We start from the raw sequence: 15,200 nt of genomic DNA, 5'->3' as shown, positions 1-15,200 counted from the left end.
GCGGGTCAGTGCCCGCTCGGTGCCACCGGCGCACGCCGGCGGACCCGTCGCCACGTGCGCGGAAGAGACCTCCGGTACCCCAAACCTACGTACCGGAGGCGCAGTGGACGTCCACGCTCTCGGCTGGATCGCTCTCATCGGCATCATCCTCGTCATGATCACCGTCGACATCGTCGGCCACGTCAAGACCCCCCACGCACCGACGATGCGTGAGGCCGCCTGGTGGTCGGTCGCGTACGTCGCCATGGCGCTCGTGTTCGGCGTCATCGTGTGGTTCGTCTGGGGCTCGACGTACGGCGGGGAGTACTTCGCCGGCTACATCACCGAGAAGAGCCTGTCGGTCGACAACCTCTTCGTCTTCGTCATCATCATCGCGGCCTTCCGTGTGCCACGGAACTACCAGCAGGAGGTGCTGCTGGCCGGCATCGTCATCGCCATCGTCCTGCGCGGCGTGTTCATCGCCCTCGGTGCCGCCGCGATCGACAACTTCTCCTGGGTCTTCTACATCTTCGGTGCGTTCCTCGTCTGGACCGCGATCTCCCAGGCCCGCCAGGGCGTGGAGACGGTCTCGGAGGACGAGGAGTACCAGGAGAACGGCTTCGTGCGCCTCGTGCGCCGTTTCATGCCGGTCACCGAGGACTACGTCGGCGGCAAGCTGGTCGCCAAGATCGACGGCAGGCGGATGATCACCCCGATGCTCCTGGCGATCCTCGCCATCGGCAGCGCGGACATCCTCTTCGCGGTCGACTCGATCCCCGCGATCTTCGGTCTCACCCAGGAGCCGTACCTCGTCTTCGCGGCCAACGCCTTCTCGCTGCTCGGTCTGCGCCAGCTCTACTTCCTCATCGACGGGCTCCTCGAGAAGCTCGTCTACCTCCACTACGGCCTGGCGGCGATCCTCGGCTTCATCGGCGTCAAGCTCATCATCCACGCCCTGCACACCAACGAGCTGGGCTTCATCAACGGCGGCGACGAGTGGCACGGCCTGCCCGAGCCGGGTATCGCGGTGTCGCTCGTCTGGATCGTCGGCGTCCTGACGATCACGGTGCTGGCAAGCATCGCGAAGAACAAGAAGGACGCCCGCGAGGCAGAGGCAGACCAGGTCTCCCGCTGACCTCCGCCGACGGCCCGGCCCGCCCCGAGGGCGTGCCGGGCCGTCGCGCTACCAGCCGCGCTCCCGCCACCGCGCCAGGTGGGGCCGTTCCGCCCCGAGCGTCGTCGGGAGCCCGTGGCCCGGCCAGACGACGGTGTCGTCGGGGAAGACGCCGAAGAGCCGCTCCTCGACGTCGTCGAGCAGGCTGGTGAAGTCGGCCGGGCTCGTCGTCCTGCCGACCCCGCCCGGGAAGAGGCTGTCCCCGGTGAGCAGGTGGACCCGGCCGGGCCGGGGCGCGTCGTGCGGCTCCGTGAGGGCGAGGGCCACGGAGCCGGGGGTGTGGCCGCGTAGCGCGACGACGTCGAGCACGAGCTCACCGGCCGCGTCGACGGCGAGGCGGTCACCGTGGGCGAGGGGGACGTCGACGGGCACCGGGAGGTCCGGTGCGTCAGCGGCCCCCGCCGCCGTCCGGGCTCCCGTCGCCGCGACGACGGCGGCCAGCGCGCGGTGGTGGTCCCAGTGGCCGTGGGTGGTGACGACCGTCCGCAGCGGCCCCGCGCCGAGCATCGCGAGGATCGCCTCGGCGTCGTCCGCGGCATCGACGAGCAGCTGCTCACCGGTCCGCGCGACGACGAGGTAGACGTTGTTGTCCATGGCGGAGACGGCCAGCCGCTCCAGCCTGGCGGTGCCCAGCGGGGTCGAGTCGGTCATGACCCGATCCTGCCAGTCGCGGCACGCCCGTGACGTCGAACACACGTACAGGCGCGCGAGCGGCGGTGCTCGTATCATCGCCGGGTGAGCGATCAGCTACTCGTCCGTGGTGCGCGCGAGCACAACCTCCGCAACGTCGACCTCGAGCTCCCTCGCGACAGCATCGTCGTGTTCACCGGGCTCTCCGGCTCGGGCAAGTCCTCCCTGGCCTTCGACACGATCTTCGCCGAGGGGCAGCGGCGCTACGTCGAGTCGCTGTCCTCCTACGCGCGGCAGTTCCTCGGTCAGATGGACAAGCCGGACGTCGACTTCATCGAGGGCCTGAGCCCCGCCGTCGCCATCGACCAGAAGTCCACGAGCCGCAACCCGCGCTCGACCGTCGGCACGATCACCGAGATCTACGACTACCTGCGCCTCCTCTACGCGCGCGCCGGCACCCAGTACTGCCCGGTGTGCGGGGAGCGGGTGACGGCCCAGTCGCCGCAGCAGATCGTCGACCGCCTCCAGGAGATGCCCGAGGGCACCCGCTTCCAGATCCTCGCGCCGGTCGTGCGCGGCCGGAAGGGCGAGTACCTCGACCTCTTCCGCGAGCTCCAGTCCACCGGCTTCTCGCGCGCGCGGGTGGACGGCGCCGTCGTCTCCCTCGCGGAGCCGCCCACTCTCGAGAAGAAGATCAAGCACGACATCGACGTCGTCGTCGACCGTCTCGTCGTGCGCGAGTCCATGCGCCAGCGCCTCACCGACTCCGTCGAGACCGCCCTGCGGCTGGCGGACGGCCTCCTCGTCGTCGAGCTCGTCGACCTCCCGGGGGACGACCCCGAGCGGGAGCGGCGCTTCTCCGAGAAGCGGGCCTGCCCCAACGACCACCCGCTCCAGCTCGAGGAGATCGAGCCGCGGACCTTCTCCTTCAACGCGCCCTACGGCGCGTGCCCGGAGTGCTCCGGCATCGGGTCCAAGCTCGAGGTGGACCCCGAGCTCATCGTGCCCGACGAGGAGCTCTCCCTCGCCGACGGCGCCGTGCAGCCCTGGGCGCGCGCCTCCTCGGAGTACTTCCTGCGCCTCCTCCGTGCGCTCGGTGACGAGCTGGGCTTCTCCGTCGACGCCCCGTGGCGCAGCCTGCCCGCCCGCGCCAAGGAGGCGGTGCTCCACGGCAAGGACCACGAGGTCCACGTCAAGTACCGCAACCGGTGGGGCCGCGAGCGCGCCTACTCGACCGGCTTCGAGGGCGCCGTCACCTACGTGACGCGCAAGCACGCCGAGACCGAGTCCGACTCCTCCCGGGAGCGCTACGAGGGCTACATGCGCGAGGTGGCCTGCTCCGTGTGCAAGGGCGCCCGCCTCAAGCCCGAGGTCCTCGCGGTCAAGCTCGGCGGCATGTCCATCGCCGACCTGTGCGCCATGCCCATCGAGGACATCGCCCCGTTCCTCGACACCCTCGACCTCGGTGCCCGCGAGCGGGCGATCGCCGGGCAGGTGCTCAAGGAGATCTACGCCCGCCTCGGCTTCCTCGTCGACGTCGGCCTCACCTACCTCACCCTCGCCCGGCCCGCCGGCACGCTGTCCGGCGGCGAGGCCCAGCGCATCCGTCTCGCCACCCAGATCGGCTCCGGCCTCGTCGGCGTCCTGTACGTCCTCGACGAGCCGAGCATCGGGCTCCACCAGCGGGACAACCGCCGGCTCATCGACACCCTCGTGCGACTGCGCGACCTCGGCAACACCCTCATCGTCGTCGAGCACGACGAGGACACGATCCGGGTCGCCGACTGGATCGTCGACATCGGCCCGGGAGCGGGGGAGCAGGGCGGGCACATCGTCCACTCCGGCCACCTGCCCGAGCTGCTGACGAGCGAGGAGTCCCTCACCGGCGCCTACCTCTCCGGTCGGCGGTCCATCCCGCAGCCCGACGTCCGCCGCCCGGTCGACAGGAACCGCAAGGTCCGCGTCGTCGGCGCCCGCGAGAACAACCTCAAGAACGTCACGGTCGACTTCCCGCTCGGGACCCTCGTCGCCGTGACGGGCGTGTCCGGCTCGGGCAAGTCCAGTCTCGTCAACGGCATCCTCTACACGGTGATGGCCAACGAGCTCAACCGGGCCCGCCGCGTCCCCGGCCGCCACACCCGGGTCACCGGCCTCGAGCACCTCGACAAGGTCGTCCACGTCGATCAGAGCCCGATCGGACGCACCCCCCGCTCGAACCCCGCCACCTACACTGGTGTGTGGGACCACGTGCGCAAGCTCTTCGCCGACACCCCGGAGGCCAAGGTCCGCGGCTACGGGCCCGGGCGCTTCTCCTTCAACGTCAAGGGCGGGCGCTGCGAGGCGTGCAAGGGCGACGGCACGCTGAAGATCGAGATGAACTTCCTCCCGGACGTCTACGTCCCCTGCGAGGTGTGCCACGGGGCGCGGTACAACCGCGAGACCCTCGAGGTGCGCTTCAAGGGCAAGACCGTCGCCGAGGTCCTCGACATGCCGATCTCAGAGGCGGCGGAGTTCTTCTCCGCGTCCCAGAAGATCTCCCGCTACCTCAACACGCTCGTCGACGTCGGCCTCGGCTACGTGCGCCTCGGCCAGAGCGGCACGAGCCTCTCCGGTGGTGAGGCCCAGCGCGTCAAGCTCGCCTCCGAGCTGCAGCGGCGCACCAACGGTCGCACGGCGTACGTGCTCGACGAGCCGACGACGGGGCTGCACTTCGAGGACATCCGCCGGCTGCTCGAGGTGCTGCAGAACCTCGTCGACAAGGGCAACACCGTCATCGTCATCGAGCACAACCTCGACGTCATCAAGAACTCCGACTGGGTCATCGACATGGGCCCCGAGGGCGGCTCCGGCGGCGGCACGGTCATCGCCGAGGGCACGCCCGAGGACGTCGCGAAGGTCGAGGCCTCGCACACCGGCCGGTTCCTCGCCGAGGTGCTGGGCGGCTGAGCCGCGAAGCCGACGTGACGACGGTCACCCCGGGCTAGGGTGACACCATGGGCGCACTCCACACCTACACGGTGACCGTCGACTGGACCGGCGCGGACGACACCGGGACGCGGAGCTACACCTCCTACTCCCGCGACCACGAGGTGCGGGTGGAGGGCAAGCCGACCCTGCTCGCCACCTCCGACCGCAAGGTGGCTGCCGACGTGTCCCGGTACCGTGCCGAGGAGCTCTTCGTCGGGGCCGTCTCCCAGTCGCAGATGCTGTGGTTCCTGCGCACCGCGGCGGCGCGGGGCGTCGTCGTCGTCGGCTACACCGACGTCGCGACGGCCACCGAGCGCGTCGAGGGGGCCAACTCGGGTCCGTTCTCCGACGTCGTGCTGCGCCCGCGGGTGACCTACGCCGATCCCATCAGCGAGGAGGCGGCCGCTCGCCTCCACGAGGACGCCCGCGTGCAGAACCACATCGCCCGCTCCCTCAGCTGCCCCGTGCGGGTGCAGCCGGCGCCGCCCGCCCGGGAGGCGCACGTAGGCTGAGGGGCATGGCCGACCCGTCCACCTACCGCCCTCGCCCGTCGGAGATCCCGACATCGCCCGGGGTCTACCGCTTCCGCGACGCGCACGGCCGGGTCATCTACGTCGGCAAGGCGAAGAACCTCCGTTCGCGTCTGGGCAGCTACTTCCAGGACATCGCCAACCTCCACCCGCGGACCCGGCAGATGGTGACGACGGCCGCCTCCGTCGAGTGGACGGTCGTCGAGACCGAGGTCGCGTCCCTCGCGCTCGAGTACTCGTGGATCAAGGAGTACGACCCGCGCTTCAACATCAAGTACCGCGACGACAAGTCCTACCCGTACCTCGCGGTGACGATGTCCGAGACGGTGCCTCGCGCCACGGTGATGCGCGGCGCACGCCGCAAGGGCAACCGCTACTTCGGCCCCTACGGCCACGCGTGGGCGATCCGCGAGACCGTCGACCTCATGCTCCGGGTCTTCCCGGTCCGCACGTGCTCCAACGGCGTGTACCGGCGCGCCGAGCGCTCCGGGCGCCCCTGCCTCCTCGGCTACATCGACAAGTGCGCGGCGCCCTGCGTCGGGCGGATCTCCGTGGAGGACCACCGCCGCCTCGCGGAGGACTTCTGCGCGTTCATGGGTGGTCAGACCCGCCCCTTCGTGCGCCGTCTCGAGAGCGACATGAAAGCCGCCGCCGGCGAGCTCGACTTCGAGCGCGCCGCCCGCCTGCGCGACGACCTCGGTGCGCTCAAGCGGGTCGTGGAGAAGAACGAGGTCGTCCTGCCCGACGGGACGGACGCCGACGTCTTCGCGATGGCCTCCGACGAGCTCGAGGCCTCCGTCCAGGTCTTCCACGTGCGTGACGGACGGGTCCGCGGCCAGCGCGGCTGGGTGGTGGAGAAGGTCGAGGAGGCCACCGACGCGGAGCTCGTCGAGCGGCTCCTCCAGCAGGTCTACGGCGACCTCGGCGCGGACGCCGACGACGAGGCCGAGTCGGCCCGCACCTCGGCCGTCCCGCGGGAGGTGCTCGTGCCCGTCCTGCCCGCCGACCTCCCGCAGGTGACGGACTGGCTCAGCGGGCTGCGCGGTTCTGCCGTGTCGGTGCGGGTGCCGCAGCGCGGGGACAAGCGGGCCCTCGCGCAGACCGTGCAGCGCAACGCCGAGCACGCCCTCGTGCTCCACAAGACCCGGCGGGCCGGTGACCTCACCACCCGGTCGCAGGCGCTGGCCGACCTCGCCGAGGCGCTCGACCTCGAGGAGGCACCCCTCCGCATCGAGTGCTACGACATCTCCCACACCCAGGGCACCCACCAGGTGGGCTCCATGGTCGTCTTCGAGGACGGCCTGCCGCGGAAGAACGCCTACCGCCGGTTCGTCGTCCGCGGCGCGGACGGCAGCGGCGCGCGGGACGACACCGAGGCCATCGCCGAGGTGCTCACCCGCCGTTTCCGCCACTACCGCGCCGCGCGCGAGGGCGCGGTCGACGACGACGGCAAGCCGCTCGTGTCCGGCCCCGTCGACCCCGAGACGGGGCGTCCCACCCGCTTCGCCTACCCGCCCAACCTCGTCGTCGTCGACGGCGGTCAGCCACAGGTCGCGGCGGCGCAGCGGGTCTTCGAGGAGCTCGGGGTGGAGGACGTCGCCCTCGTCGGTCTGGCCAAGCGGCTCGAGGAGGTGTGGCTGCCGGGCGAGGACTTCCCCCTCGTGCTGCCCCGCACCAGTCCCGGGCTCTTCCTCCTCCAGCGGCTGCGCGACGAGGCCCACCGCTTCGCCATCGCCGCGCACCGCGGACGGCGGAGCAAGGCGATGACCCGCTCGGTCCTCGACGACGTCCCCGGGCTCGGCCCCACCCGGGCCAAGGCGCTCCTCGCCCAGTTCGGGTCGGTCGCCGGCATGCGCAGGGCGACGGCGGAGGAGATCGCGGCCGTCAAGGGCGTCGGTCCACGCACGGCGCAGGCCGTCGTCGACGCGCTGCGGACGGCGCCCACCGCGCCGACGGGCCCCTCGGCCGACGAGGTGAGCGCGCCCACCGGGGCCACGCCCGACGCCGCGGCCACGGACACCGGTGCCGAGGCCGCGGACGGGGCCCCAGCCGCCGAGCACGCCGACGGGGACGGGCCGGGCCTGGCATCCTAGGGTGATGAGCACCTCAGGAGGACAGCGCCCGGGTGAGGGCGACGAGCGAGCACCGCAGACCGTCCCGGAGGGCATCCCGCTGCTCGAGGCGGAGACGGCGCCGCCCGAGGCGGACCGACGCGAGCTCCTCATCATCACCGGGATGTCCGGGGCCGGCCGCACCCGGGTGGCCAACACCCTCGAGGACATGGACTGGTTCGTCGTCGACAACCTGCCGCCGCGGATGCTCGAGCCGCTCGCCCGCCTCATGACCGCCTCCGGGGGCGGGGTGAAGCGGCTCGCCGCCGTCGTCGACGTCCGCAGCGGGGAGTTCTTCGCCGAGCTCCTCAGCGTCCTCGACGACCTGCGCCACCACGGCCTGGACTACCGCATCATCTTCCTCGAGGCCGACGACGCCGAGCTCGTGCGCCGCTACGAGCAGGTCCGCCGCACCCACCCCCTGCAGGGTGACGGACGCATCCTCGACGGCATCGCCGAGGAGCGCGAGCTGCTCGCCGAGCTGCGTCGCCGCGCCGACGCGATCATCGACACGACGACGTTCAGCCCCTACGACCTCGCCCGGCACATCCGCCAGCGCGTGGGGGAGGCGGGGGCCCAGCCCGTCCAGATCACCCTGGTCTCCTTCGGCTTCAAGCACGGCCTGCCGCTCGACGCGGACCACGTCGTCGACGTCCGCTTCCTCTCCAACCCGTACTGGGTGACCGAGCTGCGGCACCTCTCCGGCAAGGACGAGGCGGTCAACCGGTACGTCCTCGACCAGCCCGGCGCCCAGGAGTTCATCGACCGCTACGTCGACGCCCTCGAGCCCGTGCTCGCCGGCTACGAGCGCGAGCTGAAGAGCAACGTGACGATCGCCGTCGGCTGCACCGGCGGGCGCCATCGGTCGGTGGCCGTCTCCGAGGCGATGGGCGAGGAGCTGCGCAGCCGCGGGCTGCAGGTGCGCACCCTCCACCGCGACGTGGGGCGGGAGTGAGCGCCGAGCAGTGGCCCTCGGCGGGCGGGCGGGGGCCACGCGTCGTGGCGCTGGGGGGCGGGCACGGCCTGGCCGCCACCCTCGGGGCGCTGCGCCACGTGTGCAGCGCCCTCACCGCCGTCGTCACCGTCGCCGACGACGGCGGGTCCTCCGGCCGGTTGCGCCACGAGCTCGGCGCGCTGCCTCCCGGGGACCTGCGCATGGCGCTGTCCGCCCTCTGCGACGACTCGGAGTGGGGCCTCACGTGGCGTGACGTCCTCCAGCACCGCTTCAGCTCGTCCGGCCCGCTCGACGGGCACGCGCTGGGCAACCTCCTCATCGTGGCCCTGTGGGACCTGCTGGGCGACGAGGTCGCCGGGTTGGACTGGGTGGGCCGGCTCCTCGGCGCCCGGGGCCGGGTGCTGCCCATGGCGGCGGTCCCGCTCGACATCGAGGCGCGCGTCCGGATGGGCGGCTCGGAGCAGGAGCGGGTGGTGCGCGGCCAGTCCCGGGTCGCCGTCACCAGCGGCAACATCAGCTCGGTCCGCCTCATCCCCGACGAGCCGCCGGCCCACCCGGAGGCCGTCCGTGCCGTGCGCGAGGCCGAGTGGGTCGTCCTGGGTCCCGGCTCCTGGTACACGTCGGTCATCCCGCACCTCCTCGTCCCCGACCTCGCCCGGGCGCTGGCCGAGACCGACGCGCGGCGCGCCGTCACGCTCAACCTCTCGACGCAGCCGGGGGAGACGGAGGGCATGTCGGCCGCCGACCACCTGCGCACGCTCGTCGAGCACGCGCCGGACCTGCGCATCGACGTCGTCCTCGCCGACCCGGCCGCCGTCGACGACATCGACGGGCTGCTCTCCGCCGCGCGGGCGCTGGGGGCGCGGGTGCTGCTGCGGCAGGTGCGGGCCGGCGACGGGACGCCCCGCCACGACCCCCTGCGGCTCGCCGCTGCCTACCGCGACGCGTTCGACGACGTGCTGGGCGATGTGGGCGAGGCCACGGGGTCCCCGTGAGGATCGGGCCGCAGGGCATGAGAAGGTGCAGGCTGGCCCCCGACCGGGGGCCGTGGGACGAGGGAGCACGGTGAGCGGGAGGAAGTCGGCCATGTCGTTGACGGCGTCCGTCAAGGACGAGCTGGCCAGGCTGCAGGTGGACAAGATGTCCGCGCGCAAGGCCGAGATCGCGGCCACGCTGCGTTTCGCGGGCGGGCTGCACATCATCTCCGGACGCATCGTCATCGAGGCCGAGCTCGACCTCGGCGTGGCGGCACGCCGCCTGCGCCAGTCGATGGCGGAGATCTACGGCCACTCCAGCGACGTCGTCGTCGTCTCCGGCGGCGGGCTCAAGCGCGGCAACCGCTACGTCGTGCGCGTCGTCAAGGACGGGGAGTCCCTGGCCCGCCAGACCGGCCTGCTCGACGGCCGCGGCCGACCCGTCCGCGGGCTCCCGCCCGGCGTCGTGTCCGGCGGCGTGGGTGAGGCCGTGGCCGCATGGCGCGGGGCCTTCATCGCCCGCGGCTCGCTCACCGAGCCCGGGCGCTCCTCGGCGCTCGAGATCACCTGCCCGGGCCCGGAGGCCGCACTCGCGCTCGTCGGCGCCGCCCGCCGGATGGACGTGTCCGCCAAGGCGCGCGAGGTCCGCGGCGTCGACCGCGTCGTCGTCCGCGACGGCGACGACATCTCCGCCCTCCTCACCCGCATGGGCGCGCACGACGCCGTCCTCATCTGGGAGGAGCGCCGCACCCGCCGAGAGGTGCGCGGGACCGCCAACCGCCTGGCGAACTTCGACGACGCGAACCTGCGCCGCTCGGCCCGCGCGGCCGTCGCGGCCGGCGCCCGCGTCGAGCGGGCCTTCGAGATTCTCGGCGAGGGTGTGCCCGACCACCTCCTCCAGGCCGGTCAGCTGCGTCTGGCGCACAAGCAGGCGAGTCTCGAGGAGCTCGGCGCCCTCTCCGACCCGCCGCTCACCAAGGACGCGATCGCGGGCCGGATCCGCCGGCTGCTCGCCATGGCGGACAAGCGCGCCCAGGAGCTCGGCATCGGCGACACCGAGGCCGTCCTCACACCGGACATGTACGACCTTTGAGGCGGGAGTGACCCCTGTCACCACGGCGGGGGAGGGTTCGCCCAGAGCGGACACATCGGTCGTGTCCACGTCGGACCTACGTCCCTGCGACCCCTTTTGTCGCGGTGTAGGTTTGGTGCTGATGGTGGCCCAGTCTCCACGGCGGGCCCCGCCACGGCGCCCCTCGGGCGCTACTTCGACAGTCGACTTGTGTGTGCGCCGAGCGGCGCACTAGAGGAGGACATAGTGACCATCCGCGTCGGTATCAACGGCTTCGGCCGCATCGGCCGCAGCTTCTTCCGGGCCGCGCTCAAGAGCGGCTCGGCCCTCGAGATCGTGGGCGTCAACGACCTCACCGACAACAAGACCCTCGCCCACCTCCTCAAGTACGACTCGATCATGGGTGTGCTCGACGAGGAGGTCTCCTACGACGAGGAGTCCATCACCGTCGGTGGCCGCAAGATCCACGTCTCCGCGGAGAAGGACCCCGCCCAGCTCCCGTGGGGCGACCTCGGTGTCGACATCGTCATCGAGTCCACCGGCCGCTTCGTGGACCGTGACTCCGCCAAGGCGCACCTCGACGCCGGGGCCAAGAAGGTCATCATCTCCGCGCCCGGCAAGGACGTGGACGCCACCTTCGTCATGGGTGTCAACCACACCGACTACGACGCCGAGCAGCACCACATCTTCTCCAACGCCTCCTGCACGACCAACTGCCTCGCCCCGATGGCCAAGGTCCTGCACGAGAACTTTGGCATCGTCCGTGGCCTCATGACGACGATCCACGCGTACACCGCCGACCAGAACCTCCAGGACGGCCCCCACAAGGACCTGCGTCGCGCCCGCGCCGCCGCTCTCAACATGGTCCCGACCACCACCGGTGCGGCCAAGGCCGTCTCCCTCGTGCTCCCCGAGCTCAAGGGCAAGCTGGACGGCTACGCCATGCGCGTGCCGACCCCCACCGGCTCGGCCACCGACCTCACCCTCACGGTCGAGAAGGAGGTGACGGTCGAGGAGGTCAACGCCGCGATGAAGGCCGCCGCCGAGACCCCCGAGCTCCAGGGCATCCTCAAGTACACCGAGGACCCGATCGTCTCCCAGGACATCGTCGGTGACCCGCACACCTCGATCTTCGACGCCGGCCTCACCAAGGTGATCGGTGACCAGGTCAAGGTCCTCAGCTGGTACGACAACGAGTTCGGCTACTCCAGCTCGCTGGTCAAGCTCGCCAGCTACGTGGGCGAGCGTCTCTGAGGCTTCGCCTCCACCCAGCAGTGAACACGGACGTCCGCGTGCCGCCGAACGCGGCGCGCGGACGTTCGTGCGTCCGCACCGACTCCTAGGAGAGCCATGAAGACCATCGACACCCTGGGCGACCTGCGCGGCAAGCGCGTCCTCGTCCGCTCCGACTTCAACGTCCCGCTCGACGGGGCGACCATCACCGACGACGGCCGCATCCGCGCCGCCCTCCCCACCCTCACCGCCCTGCTCGACGCCGGGGCGAAGGTCATCGTCACGGCACACCTCGGGCGCCCCAAGGGCGCGCCGGAGCCGAAGTACTCCCTCGCGCCCGTCGCCAAGCGCCTCGGGGAGCTGCTCGGCCGCGAGGTGCTCCTCGCGGAGGACACCGTGGGCGAGGACGCCAAGGCCAAGGCCCAGTACATCGAGGAGGGCCAGGTCCTCCTCCTGGAGAACATCCGCTTCGACGCCCGGGAGACCTCCAAGGACGACGCCGAGCGCGGCGCGCTGGCCGACGAGCTCGCCCTCCTCGCCGACGCCTACGTCTCGGACGGCTTCGGGGTCGTCCACCGCAAGCAGGCGAGCGTCTACGACGTCGCCCAGCGCCTCCCGCACGCGGCCGGGCAGCTCGTCTTCAAGGAGATCGACTCGCTGAGCCGCGCGACCGGTGACCCGGAGCGGCCCTACGTCGTCGTCCTCGGTGGCTCGAAGGTCTCCGACAAGCTCGGCGTCATCGGCAACCTCCTCACCAAGGCCGACCGCCTCCTCATCGGTGGCGGCATGGTCTTCACCTTCCTCGCCGCCAAGGGCTACGACGTCGGCACGTCCCTCCTCGAGGAGGACCAGGTCGAGACGGTCAAGGGCTACCTGCGCGACGCGGAGGCCAACGGCGTCGAGATCGTCCTGCCCACCGACATCGTCGTGGCGCCGGAGTTCAAGGCCGACGCCCCCGCCACCGTCGTCCCCGCCGACGCGATCCCCGCCGACCAGATGGGCCTGGACATCGGACCCGACTCCGGCCGCCTGTTCGCCGAGAAGATCGCCGACGCGAAGACGATCGTGTGGAACGGCCCGATGGGTGTCTTCGAGTTCGACGCCTTCTCGGCCGGCACCAAGGCCGTCGCGCAGGCGATGCAGGACGCCGCCGGCTTCACGATCGTCGGCGGCGGCGACTCCGCCGCCGCGGTCCGCGTGCTCGGGTTCGACGAGGAGAGGTTCGACCACATCTCCACCGGTGGCGGCGCCAGCCTCGAGTTCCTCGAGGGCAAGGTCCTGCCCGGCGTCGCGGTTCTGGAAGACTGAGCCCATGACGAACCGCACCCCGCTCATGGCGGGCAACTGGAAGATGAACCTCGACCACCACGAGGCCACCCACCTCGTGCAGAAGCTCGCCTGGGAGCTCAAGGACAAGGAGCACGACTACTCGGCCGTCGAGGTCGTCGTCGTGCCGCCGTTCACCGACCTGCGCTCCGTGCAGACCCTCGTGGACGGCGACAAGCTCGAGGTCCGCTACGGCGCCCAGGACGTCTCCGCGCACGAGAAGGGCGCCTACACCGGCGAGATCTCCGCGGCGATGCTCGCCAAGCTCGGCGTCAGCTACGCCGTCGTCGGGCACTCCGAGCGTCGTCAGTACCACGCCGAGGACGACGCCCTCGTGGGTGCCAAGGCCAAGGCCGCCCTGGCCCACGGCATCTGCCCGATCATCTGCGTGGGCGAGGGCCTGGACGTCCGTCAGGCGGGCGACCAGGTGTCCTACACCCTCGCGCAGGTCGACGGCGCCTACGCCGGGCTCGACGCGGAGGCCGCCGCCAAGACGGTCATCGCCTACGAGCCCGTGTGGGCGATCGGCACCGGGGAGGTCGCCACCCCGGAGGACGCGCAGGAGGTCTGCGGCGCGATCCGCGGCCGCCTCGCCGAGCTCTACGGCCAGGAGGTCGCCGACTCCGTCCGCGTCCTGTACGGCGGCTCGGTGAAGTCCGGCAACGTCGCCTCGATCATGGTCAAGGACGACGTCGACGGCGCGCTCGTCGGGGGCGCGAGCCTCCAGGCCGAGGAGTTCGCGGCGATCGTCCGCTACCAGCAGCACGCCTGACACCCGCCACGGTCCCCGGGCGCGTCCCGCGACCGGGGACCGTGGCGTGTCTCGGCCAAGTTGGTCCACGACGAGGCCGTCATCACCTATCCTTGACGAGTTGTGCGGCTGCGCCGCCGCCCGCCCGTTCACCGAAAGGAGCCTCCGGCTCGTGGATGCCCTCCGGATCGTTCTCGAGGTGCTGCTGGTCCTCACCAGCATCTTCCTCATCCTGTCCATCCTCATGCACAAGGGGAAGGGCGGTGGCCTCTCCGACATGTTCGGTGGCGGGATCAGCTCCTCGATCGGCTCCTCCGGGGTCGCCGAGCGGAACCTCAACCGCATCACGATCGGCATCTCCCTGCTGTGGGGGATGACCATCGTCCTGCTCGGCCTCATGCAGCGTTTCGTCTGAGCAGGGAGAACCACCATGGCTGGAGGAAGTGCGATCCGGGGGTCCCGCGTCGGTGCGGGGCCCATGGGCGAGGCCGAGCGCGGCGAGGCCGCCCCGCGGGTGCGGATGTCCTACTGGTGCGCCAACGGCCACGAGACGAGCCCGAGCTTCGCCAAGGAGCCGGAGATCGTCATCCCCGAGACCTGGGACTGCCCCCGCTGCGGGCTCCCCGCCGGCCAGGACCGCGAGGCGCCGCCGGAGCCGCCGCGCAACGAGCCGTACAAGACGCACCTCGCGTACGTGAAGGAGCGTCGCACCGACGCCGACGGTGAGGCCCTCCTCGAGGAGGCCCTCACCGCCCTGCGCGCCCGCCGCGGCGGCAGCACGCGCTGACCAGCGCGGCTCCCAGCTCTTCCCCTCAGCTCTCGGCGGCCGCCGGCCGCCCCAGACGCCGAGAGCCGAGTTGTCGTCGACAGCCGAGTTGTCGCCGACAGCCGAGTTCTCGCCGAGAGCCGAGTTGTCGCCGACAGCCGAGTTGCCGCCGACAGCCGAGTTGTCGCCGACAGCCGAGTTGTCGCCGAGAGCCGAGTTGTCGGCGACAGCTGAGTTGCGGACAGCCGAGTTGTCGCCGACAGCCGAGTTGCCGCCGATACCCAAGTTGTCGCCGATCGCGCGTGCCGCGACGGGCGCACGCGTTGCACTGTCGCCCAGCGTCCGGTGACACGGCGCGCGGTCACGCCCGCGTCTGCACCGGATGCCGCATCCGCCCGCCCGCCGGCCGGATGCTGAGGGTCACTGGAGCGTGGGCCCGGCGACGCGTGCGCTTTCTGCGGCACGTGTACCGCGATAACCCTCCGTCGCCGGTAAGTCGGCTGTCGGGGGTAGGTCGGCTGTCGCCGGCAAGTCGGCTGTCGGGGGTAGGTCGGCTGTCGCCGGCGAGTCGGCTGTCGGCGACAACTCAGCTGTCGGCGGTAACTCTGTCTCGTGCCGGGTTTAGTGGAGGCTCGGAACTGACGCTTCGGCCTTCACCGGGGCGTTGATCTGACGGTAGTAGGTTGCTTCGAGCTCGGCGGGTGGGAGGAGGCCGATCTCGCCGTGCAGGCG

13 protein-coding genes are annotated in these 15,200 nt (G+C 71.5%); 12 read left to right on the top strand and 1 reads right to left on the bottom strand.

Annotated elements, in window-relative coordinates:
- Positions 1 to 103 precede the first annotated feature (103 nt).
- Complete coding sequence (locus GD632_RS08610) at positions 104 to 1,114, top strand: TerC family protein (protein WP_152191002.1); 1,011 nt, start codon at positions 104 to 106, stop codon at positions 1,112 to 1,114.
- A gap of 48 nt (positions 1,115 to 1,162) precedes the next feature.
- On the opposite strand, the gene GD632_RS08605 is transcribed toward GD632_RS08610, so the two are convergent.
- Positions 1,163 to 1,804: an MBL fold metallo-hydrolase gene (locus tag GD632_RS08605; protein WP_152191000.1), complete on the bottom strand. Its 642-nt coding sequence runs from the start codon at positions 1,802 to 1,804 to the stop codon at positions 1,163 to 1,165.
- Between the two features lie 84 nt (positions 1,805 to 1,888).
- Between GD632_RS08605 and uvrA the strand changes: the two genes are divergently transcribed.
- From uvrA to GD632_RS08550, 11 genes are all read left to right on the top strand, one after another.
- Positions 1,889 to 4,729, top strand: a complete 2,841-nt coding sequence (uvrA, locus tag GD632_RS08600; RefSeq protein WP_152190997.1) for an excinuclease ABC subunit UvrA — start codon at positions 1,889 to 1,891, stop codon at positions 4,727 to 4,729.
- Between the two features lie 47 nt (positions 4,730 to 4,776).
- Positions 4,777 to 5,262, top strand: coding sequence for an OsmC family protein (locus GD632_RS08595; protein WP_152190994.1), 486 nt, complete (start codon positions 4,777 to 4,779; stop codon positions 5,260 to 5,262).
- A 5-nt stretch (positions 5,263 to 5,267) separates the two neighbouring features.
- Positions 5,268 to 7,373, top strand: a complete 2,106-nt coding sequence (gene uvrC, locus GD632_RS08590) for an excinuclease ABC subunit UvrC (protein WP_152190991.1) — start codon at positions 5,268 to 5,270, stop codon at positions 7,371 to 7,373.
- A gap of 4 nt (positions 7,374 to 7,377) precedes the next feature.
- Positions 7,378 to 8,346 carry an RNase adapter RapZ gene (rapZ, locus tag GD632_RS08585; RefSeq protein WP_152190988.1) on the top strand — a complete coding sequence of 323 codons (969 nt, stop codon included), beginning with the start codon at positions 7,378 to 7,380 and terminating at the stop codon, positions 8,344 to 8,346.
- Complete coding sequence (locus GD632_RS08580) at positions 8,343 to 9,341, top strand: gluconeogenesis factor YvcK family protein (RefSeq protein WP_193311412.1); 999 nt, start codon at positions 8,343 to 8,345, stop codon at positions 9,339 to 9,341. The genes rapZ and GD632_RS08580 overlap by 4 nt, the downstream gene beginning before the upstream one ends.
- A 91-nt stretch (positions 9,342 to 9,432) precedes the next feature.
- Positions 9,433 to 10,413 (top strand): DNA-binding protein WhiA, encoded by a 981-nt coding sequence (whiA, locus tag GD632_RS08575; RefSeq protein ID WP_152190983.1) that lies wholly within the window; start codon positions 9,433 to 9,435, stop codon positions 10,411 to 10,413.
- Positions 10,414 to 10,638: 225 nt separating this feature from the next.
- A complete protein-coding gene (gap, locus tag GD632_RS08570; protein ID WP_152190981.1) occupies positions 10,639 to 11,646 on the top strand; it encodes a type I glyceraldehyde-3-phosphate dehydrogenase in 1,008 nt (335 codons plus the stop codon).
- A gap of 96 nt (positions 11,647 to 11,742) precedes the next feature.
- Complete coding sequence (locus GD632_RS08565; RefSeq protein WP_152190979.1) at positions 11,743 to 12,933, top strand: phosphoglycerate kinase; 1,191 nt, start codon at positions 11,743 to 11,745, stop codon at positions 12,931 to 12,933.
- Positions 12,934 to 12,937: 4 nt separating this feature from the next.
- A complete protein-coding gene (gene tpiA, locus GD632_RS08560) occupies positions 12,938 to 13,723 on the top strand; it encodes a triose-phosphate isomerase (RefSeq protein WP_152190977.1) in 786 nt (261 codons plus the stop codon).
- 151 nt (positions 13,724 to 13,874) lie between these two features.
- A complete protein-coding gene (secG, locus tag GD632_RS08555) occupies positions 13,875 to 14,117 on the top strand; it encodes a preprotein translocase subunit SecG (protein WP_152190975.1) in 243 nt (80 codons plus the stop codon).
- A 15-nt stretch (positions 14,118 to 14,132) separates the two neighbouring features.
- Positions 14,133 to 14,489, top strand: a complete 357-nt coding sequence (locus GD632_RS08550) for an RNA polymerase-binding protein RbpA (protein ID WP_152190973.1) — start codon at positions 14,133 to 14,135, stop codon at positions 14,487 to 14,489.
- The last annotated feature ends 711 nt before the right edge of the window (positions 14,490 to 15,200 follow it).

The sequence above is a fragment of the Georgenia satyanarayanai genome, assembly GCF_009193135.1.
GTDB lineage: Bacteria > Actinomycetota > Actinomycetes > Actinomycetales > Actinomycetaceae > Oceanitalea > Oceanitalea satyanarayanai.
This window is presented reverse-complemented; position numbering and strand designations above follow the sequence as displayed.